The following is a 16,752-nucleotide window of genomic DNA, read 5'->3' as shown; positions in this document are numbered from 1 at the left end:
TAATGTTTAAAAAGAAAATTGATTGGCGAGATGAGCGAGGCTTTACTTTGGTGGAGATGTTAATTGTATTGTTAGTGGTTAGTGTTTTGTTACTCCTTACTATTCCCAACATAGTATCACAAAGTAAGTCAATCAACGATAAAGGATGCGAGGCCTTTATTTCAATGGTTCAAGGTCAAGTTCAGTCCTACCAATTAGATAAAAATTCAATCCCTTCTGTAGCTGATTTAGTAAGTGGAGGTTATCTAAAAGCTAACCAAAAATCTTGTCCTAATGGAAATAGCATCAAGATAGATAGCTCAGGAAATGTTTCTGAGAAAAAATGAAAATAAATGGATTTACTTTATTAGAAATGTTACTTGTACTAACTATCAGCTTTACACTAATCACATTAACCATCTTTCCTATTTCAAGTACATTATCCACGCTTAGGGAGAAACAACTACTAGAAGAAATAAAAGCCACCATTTACTATGCGCAAATAAATGCTGTAGCAACAAAGCAAGATACGTTTATTTCATTTGATCCAATGAGAAACCAACTCATCACATATACTAACTCAAAAACACTTGCTATCCTTCCATTCTCACAGACGTTAACTTTAACACAACCAAAAATAGGAAATTTTCGTTTCTCGAGTACAGATGGATCCATTAATCGTTTTTCAACAATTCACCTGACAAGTTCGACAAATAACTACAAGCTAATATTTCAAATCGGAAAGGGGCGTTTTAGAATTGAATAAAATTAACGGATTCTCTTTAGTTGAAAGCATGGTTTCACTTCTCCTTTTTTCAATGGTTTGTAGTTTTCTATTACCCACAGCAATGACTATTTTTGAAAAACTAGACTATCAAAAAGAAACTAGCAGAGTCTATCAAGAAATTTACGAACATAGCGAACTATTACGGCACAAAAGCGTTCCAGTTAACTTTAAGGATGAACGTATCGAAAGTTTCCATTATCAAGGAGGTATCCAAATTTGTGCAAAAAATAAATCGGAAGAAAAATGTATCTTTTAGAAATGGCTCACCTGCTTTCACTCTTCTTGAAACAATCTTGTCTATTACGATCATTTTAAGTATTAGCTCGCTCATTCCATTATTTTTTCAATGCTATAACAAGACTATCCAGATTAGTAACATTGATCAGACAACAGAATGGCAACTTTTTCTCATTCAAACTCGTCTAGAATTAGAAAAAGCGACTAATATTCAGATTGATAGGAATAAGCTTTCTTTTAGTAATGGCAAAGATCTTATCACCTATTCCAAATATAATGATTTAGTTCGTCGACAAGTAAATGGAAAAGGACATGAACCATTGCTTACTAATGTGAAAGATTATCAATTAATCAAGAAAGAAAAACAACTTCATTTAACGGTGCAAGACTCTAATACTCAGATATATACATCTGTATTCGCATTACCAGAAGTGGTATCCAATCCATGAAGACTAATGCATTTACGCTCCCATTTACCATTTTCATTGCGCTTATTTCAATTTTAATCGTTACTGGTACTGCTTCTATCTTTAAGACACAAATACAATATGAAAAAATGATTCAAAATTATTATTTAGCCTCCACTAAACTAAATTTAGCTTTCATAGAAATTAAGGAAACAACCTCACTTTCACATCAATTTAAAATAAATTTCAAAGGCGCAAAGATAGATTGCCAGGCGACGGATAATCAACTAACAGAATTCAACTGTCAAATCACACTAGAAAACGGCTATACATTAGCAAAAACAACGAGCCCTTAAAGAAGGAACTCGTTGTTTTAAAAAGATTTAGTTGGTGTATTAATTAAATTATACATTTTACCTGTTTTCGTATCGATTACCTTATCAAATAAATAACCATAGAGAACTAAATCCCCTTTTTCATAAGATAAAATAGGTTGGTTATCCATTAATTCCAAGATAGTCGATTCTTTTTTGTTCGTTGGATCAATTTTTACTAACTTATACTCTTTTGCTCCGCTGCCAATTTTAGCGCTTTTATATGGAACAAATGTTAGAAAAGTATTCTTATCAAAATTTGTATCAAAATACGGAACAAAAGTCCCTAATTCATCGTATTCTCGTGCAGCATTATACGAAAAGAAATTTTGAAATCCCAGTGTTCTAAAATCGTATAATAATTTTTCATCAGAGTTTTTTTCAATAGTAAGCAGTACATTATCGTGAACAGCAAATTGCATAATATTAGCTACAATTAAATTTTTAGTAGCGTTATCTCTAATGTCTTGTAAATAAAGGTTTCCTAATTCATCATCCGGTTTGTCTTTATTGTTCGAAATCACCAAATTATCTCCGTACCAGGAAATAAAAGGTGACGTGACATCTATTTTATCCAGTTGACTCAACGTATAGTCCCAATTTTCTATTTGAAAATTCCATTCTGGACTATATGAGACAAACATGATTTTTTCAGGTGACTCATCATTCCAATAAAATGTCGTCGTCAGAGGTTTTGTTGAACGTGAAGCAACAGTTGAACCATCATTCAAAGCGATTATTCGCATCGTGGCTTTTTCAGCTGATTCAGCAGAATAAAGTAAGATGTTTCGATAATCTGGACTAATTTGCACTTCAGAAATAGATTCCTTCGTATTAAAGATTGGTCTTTTCTTTTCATTGTAAATATTCAATTCTTCAAAATACGTAACTCCAGATTTTTTGGTTTGCAGCAAAACAGAATCTTTTGACAACCAACCAACTACTCGCTGGAATTCTTTGGTTTTGATTTGAACACCTTGTACTTCTTTTGCAGTCTTTTTTGGCGTTTCTTTTTCCTCCGAGCAACCAAAAGAGATAAAAACCAATCCGACTAATAAGGTAATCAGCAAAAAAACATTTGATTTTTTCATCTCTGGCCTCCAATCTCTCTATGCTAAAATTTTACCCTTTTCAAAGGAAGCTAAAACAATGCGTTATAGAAAGATTAGCTTTATAAAACAAGCTACAATAATGGAGTGTTATTGTAGCTTATACAAATTAATATTAATATTAATCTTCACTTGGTAGCGCTAACCATGCAGCTCCAATTATCCCTGCGTCATTCCCTTTTGTCGCAATAGATAATTTAGTGGATTCTTTAACAGCTGGGAAAACCATTGTCTCAAAATAAGTTTTAACCGGTGTTAATAATTGATCGCCTGCTGCTGAAACGCCACCACCAATAATAATCTTCTCTGGATTTAACATGTTTCCAATATGACTGAGCGCTAAAGCCAAATAGAAAGAAATTTTATCAATTGTTTCATTTGCTAAAGCATCATCTTCTGCTCCTAGTTCAAAAATCAATTTAGAAGTAATTGTTTCATCGTTATTTATTGCATCTTTAAGTGCGGATTTACCAGTATACTCTTTCGCTAAATCTTTCGCTACTCGAACGATTCCTGTTGCTGATGCGACAGTTTCTAAACAGCCTTTTTTGCCACAGGTACAATCATAACCATTCTCAGGAACTACTGTTACATGCCCAATTTCACCAGCTGCTCCGCGAATACCATGTAAAATTTTGCCTTCTGCGAAAATTCCCCCGCCAACGCCTGTTCCAAGTGTTACGAAAACGACATTAGCCCCACCTTCGCCTGCGCCTTTCCAGCGTTCACCAAGAGCGGCAACATTAGCATCATTATCTAATATGATTTTTAAACCAGTAATATTTTCTAAATCTTGACTAACATTTTGTTCATCTGCCCAGCCTAAGTTGTACGCACCTTTTACAGTACCTGTTTCATAATTTACAGTACCTGGAGTTCCCATACCAATACCATAAAAAATATCATTATCCAGTTGTAAGTCCGTTAATTTTTGATTGATAGAATCCCCAATGTTTTTAACAATGTGGGCGCCCTTATCTTCAATATTTGTATCAATTGTCCATTTTTCTTCAATGTCGCCTTCTTTTGTTAAAATAGCTAATTTTGCTGTTGTCCCGCCTAAATCTACACCAATTAATTTTTTGTTCATTCTGCTGTTCTCCTTATAATCAATTTAATTTAAACTACTATTTTTTCGTTGTTCTTTAATTAATTCTTGTTTCAATATACTTCTAGCTCTAGCAAAAGTTTCTCTATCTAAAATATTATGTTTAAAAAGTTCTGTTATCTCATATTCCATCATTTCGATGTCATATTGTCGTTTTCCTAAATAAACAATAATGCCATGCTTTCTTAGTAATTGGGCAACATCATAAACTGTTTTCACATTAAAAACCTCTTATTCTTTGATTTTTTCTAACTCATCGTAATAAGAATCAAAAAATGGATTGCTGGATAACTCTCTAGCACTGTTCGCTTCTTTAATTGCATTTGGCATATCGCCTTTTACTCTATAGCAAACAGATAAATAATAATGAGCTTCTGGGATGTCTTTGTCGATATTAATTGCTTCTTTAGCCATTGTTTCTGCTTTGTCTATTTGCTTATCTTGTAAAGCGATAGATGCAGCATACGTATATGAATAGCCGTCAGCACTTCCGCTAGAAATTAAATTATCGGTAATCTTGGTTGCTTCTTTTTTATTTTGTTCTTGAAGGTATTGTTGTACTGCTACATTAGCCTGCATCGGATCATATGGTTGTTCTCCTTTTTGGTAGCCAAAATACAAAAATAAAACAGCTACACCAAAAAGTGAAATGCCATATGCAAGTCGTCGCCAATGGAAAAATTGTTTTGGTAACGATAATGCTCCGGCAAGCAAGAAACCACCTACAAGACCACCAATATGTCCAGCAATATCAATCTGACTAGAAAATACATCAATTAACAAATTAATTGCGACAAGTGACGCGATACTGACGCCAATTGTTTTTGCATAAAGATTTGGTTTTAAAACAACCAAATAAAGTAACGCGCCCATTACTGCAAATACTGCAGTACTTGCACCAACAGATAAATTCATATTTAATGCAAAACTGGCTATGTTTCCGCATATTCCTCCTAAGAGAAGAATTAGAACATATCGCCATTTACCATAAATACGCTCTGCCCAAGCACCTACAATATAAAGCATAACTGCATTGGAAGCTAAATGCATTAATCCACTATGAAGAAAAATCGGTGAAATAAAGCGCCACCATTCCCCAGCATATATAAGTGGGTTGAATTTCCCGCCCCATTTAATTAAGTTAAATGAATTGGTAGTTCCACCTTGGAAAGAAAGCCACAAAAACGCTACAACCAAAAGACCAATGAACGTATACGTAACTATTGGTTTTGAATTCCTAGCAACTTTTTGTTCTTCATTTACTTTAGTAGTAATATACGCGATTACTTGCTCTCGTTCTTTTGCTACTAGCTCTTTCGTTATTTCATTTGGAAGAACAAATGCTTCTTCTGGTAATTCTAAAGTTTTAACGAGTGTGTCTAGATGATCTCTCATTTGTTCGTTCGCGAGTAAAATATTTTCTAATTTCACTTTTTCATTTGGAGAAGCAATTGACTGCCCAAAAAAAGGCGAAATATCACCCATTGGTTCAAATGGTGTTATATAAATATTCACAAGAGGCAATTTCAAGCGCCCCATTTGCTTACGAAGATTTTCGGTAACGTGTAAAGTGTGTGTCACATCGCGTTCCACCACATTAGCCCAACTTAATTCTTTCATCTGTATACGGATGACTGGTCTTTTTTTCTGGCTTGTATTTTCCAACCAAAGTTCTTGTTTCTCCTCGTGAAGATGGATTAAACGGTATTTTTCAACACCCAAGAAATAATTAGTTAGGCGCCAGAAGACATATTGTTCTTGGAAGCTCAAAAAATTCCCTGCTTTCATTACAAATTATATTTACTACTATACGCAAAAAAAAGGGTGTTGTAAACAATCCACCCTATTTTCTATAGAATTATTTTTCCTTATCCTCCAATTAAAATAGAAACTGGTTCGTCATGCTTTTCAGGTGTAAACTCTATTTGTTGTTCATAAAGGTACAAGGACACTGTATGTCCTTGAAAATCCGTTAAAAATCTATCGTAAAATCCTCCGCCAAAACCGATTCTATAATGATCTTTATTAAAGGCAACTCCAGGAACAATTAGTAAGTCAATTACTTTTTTATCAACTGTTTCTGCTAATTCATTTGGTTCTAAAATACCAAACTTAGATTTTATTAAAGGATGTATCGAATCCATCTTTTTAAACTCCATTTTTTTGCTAGGATAATATGTTTTTGGAATTAAAATGGTTTTCCCTTCTTTTTTTGCTTGTAGGATGATTGCTTCTGTTTCGATTTCAGGGTGTCTTGCTAATGTGATACCAACAACCTTTGCATTTTCCCATTCTGGTAATAAAAATAGTTTTTCCGCTAATCTAATAGAACGTTCGCGATGTTCTACTCTATCAAGGCTATTCAAATTCCGTAAGATTTTCTCGCGTATCAGTCGTTTGTCTTCCATTTTGGCTTCCCCCTTTTTGTTAATAAAAAAAGCAACAGAATGGAGATCCTGCTGCTTACTTAGTTTCGCGGTGTAAAGTTACACGGCGTAATCTTGGACAATATTTTTTTAATTCAATACGTTCCGGATTTTCACGCTTATTTTTAGTAGTGATGTAATTACGATCACCGCATTCAGTGCATTCTAAAGTAATATTAACGCGCATTATTTTTCCCTCCAACTCCGACTGACGAATTTATTTACTAAACCTGTATAATAATATCATTTTTAATCAGTTGTTGCAAGGACTCTATGCATTTTCTTTTTATTTTCTTTACAAAACCTTATTTCGGATGGTGTTTTGAGGTAAATTATGCTATAACTAGTAGTAGAGTTTATGGAAGAGAGGTGTGTATAAAACCCATGACCACAGTCATAATTATCTTACTAATTGCTGCTATTGCGCTGTTTGTTATTTCATTTCTACAAAAGGGTGACAATAAACAATTAGAAAAAGAACTGGAAGATGTTGCTGCTCAGTGGATGCAAGAAAACTTTGAACTAAAACAACGTATCTCTGAACTAGAAAAAGCAATGAAAATGGATAGCCCAAGCATTGAAGCTGAGCAAGTTCCTGATAGCCCGAAAGTTCGTGAATTAATGAAAAAACAAGTGATTACACTTTATACTTCTGGAATCGTAACTTCAGAAATTGCTGAACAGTCATCTTTACCTAAAGAAGAAGTGGAAAAAATCATTGAAGAATATTTAAAACATTGATTTAAATTTTAAAGGAGGAGCCTATCTGTGAAGAAAAACTTACGGATGTTGGCGCTAGGTTTCTTAATATCTGCTGTTGTCTTACTGGTGTATAACCAGTTTTTCTCCACACAGACCAAAGCAGATGAAACAAAAGCCGCATCAACAAAAGCTGGTTCTGATGAAAATTCAAGCACATGGAAAAATAAATACGAAAAATTATTAGCTCAGCAAGAAGTGGACAAAGCAACGGAAGCTGAAGCAAAGAAAAAGGCTGAAGAAGATGCTAAAAAGAAAGCAGAAGAAGCAAAAAAAGTAAAAAGTTATACTTTAAAGATTTCTAAAGGAGATCCTTCTTCTAAAGCTGGTGACGAACTTCAAGCAAATGGTATTATTAAAAGTGCTTCAGATTTTGATAAATATTTACGAGATAATAATTATGAAAAGTACATTCGTGATGGTAGTTATAATCTCAAAAGTGATATGAGCTATGAAACGATTGCTAAAATTTTAACGCATAAAAATTAATACAAAAAAGGAAATAAGTCTAGAGCTTGTTTCCTTTTTTGTGTTATTATTTAAGAAAGAAAGGATGATGAATTATGGCAATTGTAAAAATGGAAAACCTCATAATTAATACGGGGGTATTTTACCTATAGAATGCTCCCAACTACAAAGGAGCGAAAACATTGACATTAGAACAATACGGTTTTACAAATTTTTTTAAAGAACAAAAGATAGCTGCTACCTCCTCTTATGGTAGAGTTACGGCGGTATTTAGAGATTATTATCGCGTTATTACGGAGAATGAAGAATTTTTAGCATCATTGAAACGTGGAAATTTTTATGAACTATCCTCTACTTCCCTTCCCGCTGTTGGTGATTTTGTAGAGGTCAGTAGCGATGCGCAAATACTCTCTGTACTAGAGCGTAAAACGGTCTTTTCTCGGATGAATAAAGACTCAGAGGAACAATTGATTGCAGCGAATTTTGATTATGCTCTCATTGTGATGAGTTTGAATCATGACTTTAATTTGAATCGATTAGAGCGTTATTTGACGGTTGCTTGGGATAGTGGTGCAACACCGATTATCATTTTAACAAAAGCAGATTTAGTGGAGGATTTAACAGCCTTTGCTCAGCAGCTCGAGACAGTTGCTTATGGCGTTCCAGCATACTATGTGGATAATTTATCACATCATGGTTTTGAAGCTTTAGAACGCGATTTAAAGCCGAATAGTACGCTTGTTTTGCTTGGCTCTTCCGGTGTCGGAAAATCTTCTTTTATTAATTCGCTTGCAGGTACTGATTTAATGAAAACTGCTGGTATCCGCGAAGATGATAGTAAAGGAAAACATACGACGACACATAGGGAAATGCATTTGCTTACGAATGGGTGGATTGTGATTGATACACCTGGAATGCGTGAATTCGGTGTTGGTTTTAACCAAGCTGGATTAGAAACCACTTTCTCGGATGTAGAGGAATTGGCTGAAGGATGTCGTTTTCACGATTGCTCTCATACACAAGAACCAGGTTGCGCTGTAAAAGCAGCATTAGAAGATGGCACTTTAACTATGCAACACTACGAAAATTGGTTGAAATTGCAGCGAGAAATGGCTTATCACGCTCGAAAAAATAGCCCTGCTCTCGCAAGACAAGAACGTGACCGCTGGAAAGTTATTCAAAAATCACTTCGGACACATTTAAAAACACGTCCAAAAAAATAGTAAAAAAAGCAAGTAGCTCAGGCTACTTGCTTTTTGTATTATTTAGATTCTGGTTTTTTCGTTTTAGGATAGAATTTTTTCTCTGCTTGTGGTTTTTTATCGCCTTCTGGTTGTTCTTTTTTCTCAAGCAAAGCTTTACGTGATAAGTTAACGCGACCTTGTTGGTCTACTTCGATAACTTTAACAGTAACTTCATCACCTAGTTTTAGGATATCTTCTACTTTACCAACACGTTCATGTGCTAATTCAGAAATGTGAACTAAGCCATCTGTACCTTTGAATAATTCAACAAATGCGCCAAATTTTTCGATACGACGAACTTTACCAGTATAAACTTCTCCCACTTCCACTTCACGAACGATGTCTTCGATGATAGCAATTGCTTTACGGTTCATTGCTTGATCTTGAGAAGCAATGTACACTGTACCATCTTGTTCGATATCAATTTTTACGCCAGTTTCATCAATAATTGCATTGATTTGTTTTCCACCAGGTCCAATAACATCTTTGATTTTCTCAGGTTTGATGTTAAGTGTAATGATTTTTGGAGCATAAGCAGAAAGTTCTTCACGTGGTGCGCTAATTGTGCTAGTCAAGTGTTCTAGAATGTGTAGGCGCCCTTCTTTTGCTTGTGTTAATGCTTCGTCCAAAATTTGGCGGCTTAAGCCATCAATCTTGATGTCCATTTGAAGTGCTGTGATACCATCTTTTGTTCCAGCAACTTTAAAGTCCATATCGCCAAAGTGATCTTCCATACCTTGGATATCAGAAAGAATGGTGTAATCATCGCCAAGTTTGACAAGACCCATTGCGATACCTGCAACTGGCGCTTTAATTGGAACACCAGCATCAAGCATTGCAAGTGTAGAACCACAAATACTTGCTTGCGAACTAGAGCCATTAGATTCAAGAACTTCAGATACTAAACGGATTGTGTACGGGAATTCCTCTTCGGAAGGAATAACATATTGTAACGCACGTTCACCTAATGCACCGTGACCGATTTCACGACGACCTGGAGCACGACGAGGACCTGTTTCCCCAACACTAAATTGCGGGAAGTTATAATGATGCATAAAGCGTTTGTACTCTTCTGTCCCTAAACCATCAATGATTTGGTGTTCACGAAGCGGTGCCAGTGTACATACACTTAGAGCTTGTGTTTGACCACGAGTGAATAAACCTGAACCATGGACACGAGGAAGCATACCAACTTCAGAAGAAAGTGGACGAATTTCGTTTACTTTACGACCATCTGGACGGATTTTATCTTGAGAAATTAAACGACGCATTTCGTCTTTTTCGATCATTTCAAGAATATGAGCTACTTCGCCAAGAATTTCTGCTTCGTTTTCTAATTCTTTTGCTTTATAGCTTTCTAAAATTTCTTCTTTTACTTCTTCAATAGCAGCTTCACGTGCTTTTTTCTCTTCTGTTTTGATAGCTGCTTTCATTTTACCTTCACTTGCTGCTTTTACTTCTGCTTCAAGTTCAGGATCGCTTACGAAAAGTTCAATTTCGCGTTTTTCTTTACCAACTGCAGCGATAATTTGTTGTTGGAATTCACAAAGACGTTTAATTTCTTCGTGACCGAACATGATTGCTTCAAGCATTGCTTCTTCTGAAACTTCTTTCGCTCCAGCTTCTACCATGTTGATTGCATCATAAGTTCCTGCAACGGTTAAGCTAATATCACTTTTTTCTGCTTGTTCGATAGTTGGGTTGATAACGTATTTTCCATCGATACGACCCACATCCACACCAGCGATCGGTCCTTCAAATGGAATATCGGAAATAACTAATGCAACAGAAGAGCCAAGCATTGCTGCCATTTCTGGAGAACAATCTTGATCCACACTGAAAACAGTAGATGTAATTTGAACTTCATTACGGAAACCTTCTGCAAATAATGGACGGATTGGACGGTCAATTAGACGCGCTGTTAATGTCGCACGGTCACTAGGACGTCCTTCACGTTTTAAAAATCCACCGGGAACTTTACCAACGGAGTACATTTTTTCTTCATAGTTAACTGTTAGTGGGAAAAAGTCGCCTGGACGTGGTTTTTTAGAACCTACTGCCGCTGTTAAAACGACCGTATCGCCGTAACGAATTAAGGCTGCTCCACTTGCTTGTTTTGCTAATTGACCTACTTCGACAGATAATGTCTTACCTGCCCATTCTGTTGAAAATACTTGTTTTTCAGACATATTTTAATCTCCTTTGATTAGGAAAAACACGAACCAGAAACTTTACCATGCATAAGAATGTTCACGCACACTTTAGATTTTCTAAAGCACACATGAATCCAAAAACCTGCTAAAAATAGCGATTTTTGAAGCACGTTTTTGGATTCATGCGATAAAGTTTCATTTCTTCGGCGTGTTTTCCAAAATTTAGTATAGTTAATACTCAAAAAAAAGCGGGAACTTTTGGTATCCCGCTTTCGTCTGGTTTTTATCGACGTAAACCTAAACGTTTGATAAGTTCGCGGTAACGTTGAACATCTTTTTTACGTAGGTAAGTTAATAGGTTACGACGGTGACCTACCATTTTCATTAATCCACGGTAAGAGTGATGATCTTTTTTGTGTACGCGAACGTGTTCATTTAAGCTATTGATTTCAGCAGTTAATACAGCGATTTGTACTTCTGGTGAACCAGTATCTGTATCATGGACACGGTACTCTGCAATAATTTCATTTTTGCGTTCTTGAGTTAAAGCCATTTCTTTCCACCTCCTTCTAAAATATCCCCAATTACTGAGCCAAGCGTCGGTGAGTCGCAAAAGCCAAGTAATGGTTCTGTTCGTACAGATTTAAAGATACACTATTTAGGCTCTAAAAGCAAGCAGAAATAGTCGTTTAATCCTCTAAATTAGCAAAAAATGCTCTTGTATCTTGTTCGTCTTTTTCTAACTGAGCAATCAAACCTTCTACCCCATTAAATTTAAGTTCTGGTCGGAAAAATTGATACCATTCAATTTCTGCTTCTTCGCCGTAAATTTCGCGGTGAAAATCTAGAATATATACTTCAATGGACAGCGCTTGATCGTCTTTAAACGTGATATTGTAGCCAATGCTAGCCATCCCCAAATGAGTTTCCCCGTTCACGCGAAATTTTACTGCATAGACACCAAGTTTCGGAATCAAGTAATCTTCATTTACACGGATATTCGCTGTTGGAAAACCAATTGTTCTACCTCGTTTATCTCCGTGAATGACGGTTCCTTTTGTTGTATATGGATAGCCTAGTAGTTGATTTGCTTCTTCTAACTCGCCTTCTATAATCGCACGTCTGATATTTGTTGAGCTAATTTTATCACTTGCAGCAGTTTGTTTATCAACAATCGTAACTTCAAAACGACCATCAGCATATTTAGCCAAATCAGTCATTTTCCCTTCGCCTTTTTTACCGTAAGAATAGTCGAAACCAGCTACCACATGCTGTACATGCAAAGCGACTAAATAATTATCCACAAAGGCTTGCGGAGATAGCTCGGAAAACTGTGTTGTAAAGCGAACTACATACATAATATCTACGCCAAGTTCAGCCATTTTTTCCGCTTTATCTTCAAGTGGTGTGAGGTATTTCACTTGTTTGCGGATATTACTTAAAACAACGGATGGGTGCGGATCAAAAGTTAATACTGCTGTTTGAAGGCCTTTTTTTTCAGCAATTTGTTTCGCTTTTTTAATGACAGCTTGATGACCTAAATGCACGCCATCGAAAAAGCCAAGTGCCATTACTTTGTTTATGTCAGTCCACTCGTCCGTTGTAATCGGATGATGTAAGTAAATCGTCTTCATTTTTGCCACTTCTCCTCTAAATTCGAATTCCTCTCATATCATAATATAAGAAAGCTATAGTCGCAATAACTATGCTTGATGTAACTCGATGACTTTTTCTGGTTTCCAAAGTTCATTTTTCTCTGGATGAGGTTTGTAAATTGCTGTTAATTTATCTTTGAAGATAAGTGCGGCACGAGGCTCATTCTCCACCTCTATAAATAATGATTTTGGTAAAAGGCCGCCATTTAAAACTTTCGCATGGATTTCTTCATCAATCACTAATTTGGCCATGGATTCAATGCCTTTTTCAAGTGGATATAAAAAGCTGCTATCACTCGCTTGCATCATTTCGTCAATTTCTGCCAGTGTTAAGCAATCTTCTTTTTTGAAAAAGCCGCTACGAGTCCGTTCTAGTTTGGACATGTGCGCTGGATATCCTAATAATTCACCAATCATAACTGCAAGTGTGCGAATATAAGTACCTTTTCCACAAGATATTTCTAACTGAAAAGTCGGATTCGCTTCATTTAGCGTAGCCTCGCCATCTAAGCGAGTTAACGAATAAATATCCACTTGCCTGGATGGGCGTTCCACCTCTATACCAGCTCTTGCATATTCATACAATTTCTTGCCATTGACTTTTACAGCAGAAAACATAGGGGGAATTTGAGTAATTTTTCCAGTCAATTTAGTGAGCGCGGCTTGAAGTTCATCAGCGGAAATGTCTGCTAATTCCTTGGTCATAACCGTTTCACCAGTCGCATCTTCCGTTGTAGTCGATTTGCCTAAAGTTATTTCTGCTACGTAGACTTTTCCTTCATCTGTTACGTATTCTGCTAGTTTCGTCGCACGGCCGATACAAATTGGAAGTACACCCTCTACTTCTGGATCCAGCGTGCCAGTGTGTCCAACTTTTTTCGTATGTAAAATCTTTCTTAATTTAAAAACGCAATCATGACTTGTCATCCCGCGTTCTTTCCACAGTGGGATAATGCCGTTCATCAAGCTCCTCCTTTTAAGAAAAAAAGTTTAAGACAATTCCCACTTATATCCCGTTTGAATGAGAAGATAAAGGGACTGCCTTAAACTTTTATTTATTATTGATCGTTATTTAAGTCGCGAAGCAATTCATCGATTCGATTTCCGTAAGCGATGGAATTATCTATTTCAAAAGACATTTCTGGAACTTTACGAAGTCGAATACGGCGACCGATTTCAGAGCGGATAAAGCCATGCGCTTTCGCAAGTGCGAGTAACGTATTTTCTTTTTCCTTATCTGTACCAAGAATGGAAATGAACACCTTAGCTTCTTGTAAATCACCAGTAACATCAACTCCTGTTACAGTAACAAAACCTAAGCGCGGGTCTTTAATTTTACGATTTAAAATATCGCCCAATTCTTTTTTCATTTGCTCACTGACACGATTTGCTCGAACGTTCAAGTGTATTCACCTCTTTTTATAACTTCTCCATAACTGTCTCGGCGCGTTCCCACTCAGGAAAAGAATCAAGAAAAGCAAGTACTTCTCTGGCTTCTTTTTCTGCTTGGATGTGCGAGGAAGATACGATAGCAAAGCTAATTTCCGCTCGCTGCCATAAATCCTGATAATCCGTTTCAGCAATGGAGATATTGAATTTTTGTTTTGCTCTCGTTACTATTCGTTTCAGGATAGCTCGTTTTTCTTTGAGGTTTTGCGGTTCCTGCATGAAAAATTCACTAACGACTGATTGAATCATTTTCTTTCAATTTCTTCCATAACGTACGCTTCAATGACATCATCTTCTTTGATATCGTTGAAGTTTTGTACTGTGATACCACATTCGTATCCTTTTGCAACTTCTTTCGCATCATCTTTAAAGCGTTTAAGTGTAGCAATTTCGCCTTCAAAGACAACAATTCCGTCACGGATAATACGAACGCCACTATCACGAGTAATTTTACCATCTGTTACGTAACAGCCGGCAATTGTACCCACTTTGGAAACATTGATTGTTTGACGAACTTGCGCTTGACCAATAATTTTTTCTTGGAATTCTGGATCAAGCATCCCTTTCATCGCTGCTTCAATTTCATCAATGGCTTTATAGATAACACGGTGTAAACGAATGTCTACACTTTCGTTTTCTGCTGCTTCACGAGCTTGAGCGGTTGGACGAACATTAAATCCAATAACAATTGCATTAGAAGCTGCAGCAAGTGTGATATCTGATTCATTGATAGCACCAACAGCAGTATGAATAATTTTAACGTTAACACCCTCTACATCAATTTTGCGAAGAGATGCAGCAAGAGCCTCTACAGAACCTTGAACGTCTGCTTTAATAATAACGTTAACTTCTTTCATTTCGCCAGCTTTCATATGTTCAAATAAGTTGTCTAAACTTACGCGGTTGGTTGCAGAACGTTGCGCTACTAACGCACGGCTTGCACGAGTTTCACCGATGTTTCTTGCTGTTTTTTCATCTTCAAAAACAACAAAGCGATCGCCAGCTTGCGGCACATCATTTAATCCAGTGATTTCAACTGGTGTACTTGGACCAACTTTTTTCACGCGACGGCCTAAATCATTGACCATTGCACGAACACGACCAAACGTGTTACCAACAACAATTGGATCTCCGATATTAAGTGTTCCGTCTTGTACTAGTAAAGTCGCGACTGGACCACGGCCTTTATCAAGTTCTGCTTCGATGACAGAACCGATAGCACGACGGTCAGGGTTTGCTTTTAATTCTTCTACTTCAGAAACAAGTAAAATCATATCTAACAAGTTTTCAAGACCTTCACCGAATTTAGCTGAGATTGGCGCGAAAATTGTATCGCCACCCCATGCTTCAGGAACTAATTCATATTCTGTTAGTTCTTGCATTACGCGGTCAGGGTTTGCTTGTGGTTTATCAATTTTGTTGACAGCAACAATAATTGGCATTCCCGCAGCTTTTGCGTGGTTGATTGCTTCAATTGTTTGTGGCATAACACCATCATCTGCTGCTACAACTAAAATCGTAATATCCGTGATTTGCGCACCACGAGCACGCATTGCAGTAAAGGCAGCATGTCCCGGTGTATCAAGGAAAGTGATTTTTTTGTCATGGATTTCAAGTTGGTAAGCACCGATATGTTGGGTGATACCACCAGCTTCTCCTAAAGTAACTTTTGTATTACGAAGGGAATCTAGTAATGTTGTTTTACCATGGTCAACGTGTCCCATAATAGTAACAACTGGTGGGCGTTCAACAAGTTTAGACTCGTCAACCGCTTCATTTAGTTCATTTTCAAAGTACACATCTAAATCTGTTACATCGACTTTAATTTCTTCTTCTACTTGCACACCGTAGTCATCACAAATTAGTTCGATTGCATCTTTATCTAATGATTGGTTAATCGTTGCAACAACACCAAGCATAAATAGTTTTTTGATTAGTTCAGATGGTTCTCTGTATAATTTTTTCGCTAATTCCGCTACTGTTAGAGATTCGCTGAACACAATTTTTTCAGGAAGTTCTTTTGGTTTTGGCGGAGTTGGCGGTACTGTACTGTGGTTTAGCTTCCCTTTCTTCTTCGTGTTACGACCTTTATTATTAAAATTGCCGCCACGATTCGGGCGATTGTTACCGCCTGGACGGTTTGGATTGCCGCCGCCTGGGCGATTGCTGTTGTTATTGTTGTTGCGTTTTTGTCCGCCAGCTTGTTGTTGGTTACCACTTGATTGTGTTTGTTTACTTGTGTTTGCTGGTTTGTTTGTCGCTGGTTTTGCACCTTGGCTTTTGTTTGCAGTTGCTGGTTTATTAGCTTGCCCTGCTGGGTTATTTGGTTTATTCGATTTTTCATTACTATTTGTCATATTTGGTTTGTTTGGCCCCTTACTATTTCCATTTTCGTTGCTAGTAGTTTCTTTCTTTGGTGCTTCGGCTTTTTTATTTGTGCCATCAATGGCATTATCTAATTGTCTTAATGCATTTTCATTAATCGTGGACATGTGATTTGCCACTTCAATACCTAAGTCTTTTAATGCTTCAATGACTTTTTTGCTTGATACTTGATGTTCTTTTGCGTATTCATATACACGAACTTTACTCATGTC

General features: G+C 36.6%; 21 protein-coding genes. 8 read left to right on the top strand and 13 right to left on the bottom strand.

The genetic code is table 11. The annotated features are described in order from the left end of the window. Positions 1 to 2 precede the first annotated feature (2 nt). The 5 genes from comGC to LMOATCC19117_RS06785 are packed head-to-tail and all read left to right on the top strand — an operon-like array spanning position 3 to position 1,766. Positions 3 to 326 (top strand): competence type IV pilus major pilin ComGC, encoded by a 324-nt coding sequence (gene comGC / locus LMOATCC19117_RS06805; RefSeq protein ID WP_003732258.1) that lies wholly within the window; start codon positions 3 to 5, stop codon positions 324 to 326. Beyond that, positions 323 to 745 carry a competence type IV pilus minor pilin ComGD gene (comGD, locus tag LMOATCC19117_RS06800; protein ID WP_003726153.1) on the top strand — a complete coding sequence of 141 codons (423 nt, stop codon included), beginning with the start codon at positions 323 to 325 and terminating at the stop codon, positions 743 to 745. The genes comGC and comGD overlap by 4 nt, the downstream gene beginning before the upstream one ends. Beyond that, entirely contained in the window at positions 738 to 1,022 is a 285-nt protein-coding gene (comGE, locus tag LMOATCC19117_RS06795; RefSeq protein ID WP_003726152.1) for a competence type IV pilus minor pilin ComGE, read from the top strand. The genes comGD and comGE overlap by 8 nt, the downstream gene beginning before the upstream one ends. Further along, positions 985 to 1,452 (top strand): competence type IV pilus minor pilin ComGF, encoded by a 468-nt coding sequence (gene comGF / locus LMOATCC19117_RS06790; RefSeq protein WP_003727486.1) that lies wholly within the window; start codon positions 985 to 987, stop codon positions 1,450 to 1,452. The genes comGE and comGF overlap by 38 nt, the downstream gene beginning before the upstream one ends. After that, positions 1,449 to 1,766, top strand: coding sequence for a hypothetical protein (locus LMOATCC19117_RS06785; RefSeq protein ID WP_003727487.1), 318 nt, complete (start codon positions 1,449 to 1,451; stop codon positions 1,764 to 1,766). Before comGF ends, LMOATCC19117_RS06785 begins: the two co-directional genes overlap by 4 nt. Positions 1,767 to 1,783: 17 nt before the next feature. Here the strand turns inward: LMOATCC19117_RS06785 and LMOATCC19117_RS06780 are convergent, their stop codons facing one another. The 6 genes from LMOATCC19117_RS06780 to rpmG all read right to left on the bottom strand — a co-directional run bounded on the left by LMOATCC19117_RS06780 (position 1,784) and on the right by rpmG (position 6,614). Then, positions 1,784 to 2,875 carry a hypothetical protein gene (locus tag LMOATCC19117_RS06780; RefSeq protein WP_003734509.1) on the bottom strand — a complete coding sequence of 364 codons (1,092 nt, stop codon included), beginning with the start codon at positions 2,873 to 2,875 and terminating at the stop codon, positions 1,784 to 1,786. A gap of 139 nt (positions 2,876 to 3,014) precedes the next feature. Beyond that, positions 3,015 to 3,983: an ROK family glucokinase gene (locus tag LMOATCC19117_RS06775; protein ID WP_003726149.1), complete on the bottom strand. Its 969-nt coding sequence runs from the start codon at positions 3,981 to 3,983 to the stop codon at positions 3,015 to 3,017. Positions 3,984 to 4,007: 24 nt separating this feature from the next. Next, positions 4,008 to 4,220 (bottom strand): YqgQ family protein, encoded by a 213-nt coding sequence (locus LMOATCC19117_RS06770; RefSeq protein ID WP_003726148.1) that lies wholly within the window; start codon positions 4,218 to 4,220, stop codon positions 4,008 to 4,010. 12 nt (positions 4,221 to 4,232) lie between these two features. Then, the gene (locus LMOATCC19117_RS06765) at positions 4,233 to 5,771 is read right to left on the bottom strand and encodes a rhomboid family protein (protein ID WP_003742092.1); all 1,539 of its coding nucleotides are present in this window, start codon (positions 5,769 to 5,771) and stop codon (positions 4,233 to 4,235) included. A 98-nt stretch (positions 5,772 to 5,869) separates the two neighbouring features. Next, positions 5,870 to 6,409 (bottom strand): 5-formyltetrahydrofolate cyclo-ligase, encoded by a 540-nt coding sequence (locus tag LMOATCC19117_RS06760; RefSeq protein ID WP_003726146.1) that lies wholly within the window; start codon positions 6,407 to 6,409, stop codon positions 5,870 to 5,872. Between the two features lie 55 nt (positions 6,410 to 6,464). Further along, positions 6,465 to 6,614 (bottom strand): 50S ribosomal protein L33, encoded by a 150-nt coding sequence (gene rpmG, locus LMOATCC19117_RS06755; RefSeq protein ID WP_003719608.1) that lies wholly within the window; start codon positions 6,612 to 6,614, stop codon positions 6,465 to 6,467. Positions 6,615 to 6,811: 197 nt separating this feature from the next. On the opposite strand from rpmG, the gene LMOATCC19117_RS06750 reads away from it, so the two are divergent. From LMOATCC19117_RS06750 to rsgA, 3 genes are all read left to right on the top strand, one after another. Next, positions 6,812 to 7,168, top strand: coding sequence for a hypothetical protein (locus tag LMOATCC19117_RS06750; protein WP_003740295.1), 357 nt, complete (start codon positions 6,812 to 6,814; stop codon positions 7,166 to 7,168). A gap of 27 nt (positions 7,169 to 7,195) precedes the next feature. Next, positions 7,196 to 7,675, top strand: a complete 480-nt coding sequence (locus tag LMOATCC19117_RS06745) for an endolytic transglycosylase MltG (RefSeq protein WP_009917549.1) — start codon at positions 7,196 to 7,198, stop codon at positions 7,673 to 7,675. A gap of 161 nt (positions 7,676 to 7,836) precedes the next feature. Then, on the top strand, positions 7,837 to 8,877 hold the full coding sequence (rsgA, locus tag LMOATCC19117_RS06740) for a ribosome small subunit-dependent GTPase A (protein ID WP_003727492.1): 1,041 nt from the start codon (positions 7,837 to 7,839) through the stop codon (positions 8,875 to 8,877). A 38-nt stretch (positions 8,878 to 8,915) separates the two neighbouring features. On the opposite strand, the gene pnp is transcribed toward rsgA, so the two are convergent. The 7 genes from pnp to infB form a co-directional block, all read right to left on the bottom strand. Then, on the bottom strand, positions 8,916 to 11,087 hold the full coding sequence (gene pnp / locus LMOATCC19117_RS06735; RefSeq protein ID WP_003727493.1) for a polyribonucleotide nucleotidyltransferase: 2,172 nt from the start codon (positions 11,085 to 11,087) through the stop codon (positions 8,916 to 8,918). A 247-nt stretch (positions 11,088 to 11,334) separates the two neighbouring features. Then, positions 11,335 to 11,604 (bottom strand): 30S ribosomal protein S15, encoded by a 270-nt coding sequence (rpsO, locus tag LMOATCC19117_RS06730; RefSeq protein ID WP_003719603.1) that lies wholly within the window; start codon positions 11,602 to 11,604, stop codon positions 11,335 to 11,337. A 136-nt stretch (positions 11,605 to 11,740) separates the two neighbouring features. Continuing rightward, positions 11,741 to 12,685, bottom strand: coding sequence for a bifunctional riboflavin kinase/FAD synthetase (locus tag LMOATCC19117_RS06725; protein WP_003726540.1), 945 nt, complete (start codon positions 12,683 to 12,685; stop codon positions 11,741 to 11,743). A 69-nt stretch (positions 12,686 to 12,754) separates the two neighbouring features. After that, positions 12,755 to 13,669, bottom strand: coding sequence for a tRNA pseudouridine(55) synthase TruB (gene truB / locus LMOATCC19117_RS06720; protein ID WP_003731333.1), 915 nt, complete (start codon positions 13,667 to 13,669; stop codon positions 12,755 to 12,757). Positions 13,670 to 13,764: 95 nt separating this feature from the next. Then, positions 13,765 to 14,109 (bottom strand): 30S ribosome-binding factor RbfA, encoded by a 345-nt coding sequence (gene rbfA, locus LMOATCC19117_RS06715; protein ID WP_003719600.1) that lies wholly within the window; start codon positions 14,107 to 14,109, stop codon positions 13,765 to 13,767. A gap of 16 nt (positions 14,110 to 14,125) precedes the next feature. Further along, entirely contained in the window at positions 14,126 to 14,404 is a 279-nt protein-coding gene (locus LMOATCC19117_RS06710; protein WP_003726538.1) for a DUF503 domain-containing protein, read from the bottom strand. Beyond that, entirely contained in the window at positions 14,401 to 16,749 is a 2,349-nt protein-coding gene (infB, locus tag LMOATCC19117_RS06705; protein WP_003727494.1) for a translation initiation factor IF-2, read from the bottom strand. Before infB ends, LMOATCC19117_RS06710 begins: the two co-directional genes overlap by 4 nt. Between the last annotated feature and the right edge of the window lie 3 nt (positions 16,750 to 16,752).

This window comes from Listeria monocytogenes ATCC 19117 (assembly GCF_000307025.1).
Classification (GTDB): domain Bacteria; phylum Bacillota; class Bacilli; order Lactobacillales; family Listeriaceae; genus Listeria; species Listeria monocytogenes_B.
The sequence above is the reverse complement of the archived record's forward strand: the minus strand, read 5'-3'. Positions and strand labels throughout refer to the sequence as shown.

Bases quoted from the DNA above. Each gene is read 5' to 3' on its own strand.
- LMOATCC19117_RS06760 (WP_003726146.1), bottom strand. From the start codon at position 6,409: ATGGAAGACAAACGACTGATACGCGAGAAAATCTTACGGAATTTGAAT.
- LMOATCC19117_RS06725 (WP_003726540.1), bottom strand. From the start codon at position 12,685: ATGAAGACGATTTACTTACATCATCCGATTACAACGGACGAGTGGACT.
- LMOATCC19117_RS06780 (WP_003734509.1), bottom strand. From the start codon at position 2,875: ATGAAAAAATCAAATGTTTTTTTGCTGATTACCTTATTAGTCGGATTG.
- rpsO (WP_003719603.1), bottom strand. From the start codon at position 11,604: ATGGCTTTAACTCAAGAACGCAAAAATGAAATTATTGCAGAGTACCGT.
- rpmG (WP_003719608.1), bottom strand. From the start codon at position 6,614: ATGCGCGTTAATATTACTTTAGAATGCACTGAATGCGGTGATCGTAAT.
- LMOATCC19117_RS06775 (WP_003726149.1), bottom strand. From the start codon at position 3,983: ATGAACAAAAAATTAATTGGTGTAGATTTAGGCGGGACAACAGCAAAA.
- LMOATCC19117_RS06710 (WP_003726538.1), bottom strand. From the start codon at position 14,404: ATGATTCAATCAGTCGTTAGTGAATTTTTCATGCAGGAACCGCAAAAC.
- LMOATCC19117_RS06785 (WP_003727487.1), top strand. From the start codon at position 1,449: ATGAAGACTAATGCATTTACGCTCCCATTTACCATTTTCATTGCGCTT.
- comGD (WP_003726153.1), top strand. From the start codon at position 323: ATGAAAATAAATGGATTTACTTTATTAGAAATGTTACTTGTACTAACT.
- pnp (WP_003727493.1), bottom strand. From the start codon at position 11,087: ATGTCTGAAAAACAAGTATTTTCAACAGAATGGGCAGGTAAGACATTA.
- LMOATCC19117_RS06750 (WP_003740295.1), top strand. From the start codon at position 6,812: ATGACCACAGTCATAATTATCTTACTAATTGCTGCTATTGCGCTGTTT.
- comGC (WP_003732258.1), top strand. From the start codon at position 3: ATGTTTAAAAAGAAAATTGATTGGCGAGATGAGCGAGGCTTTACTTTG.
- infB (WP_003727494.1), bottom strand. From the start codon at position 16,749: ATGAGTAAAGTTCGTGTATATGAATACGCAAAAGAACATCAAGTATCA.
- truB (WP_003731333.1), bottom strand. From the start codon at position 13,669: ATGAACGGCATTATCCCACTGTGGAAAGAACGCGGGATGACAAGTCAT.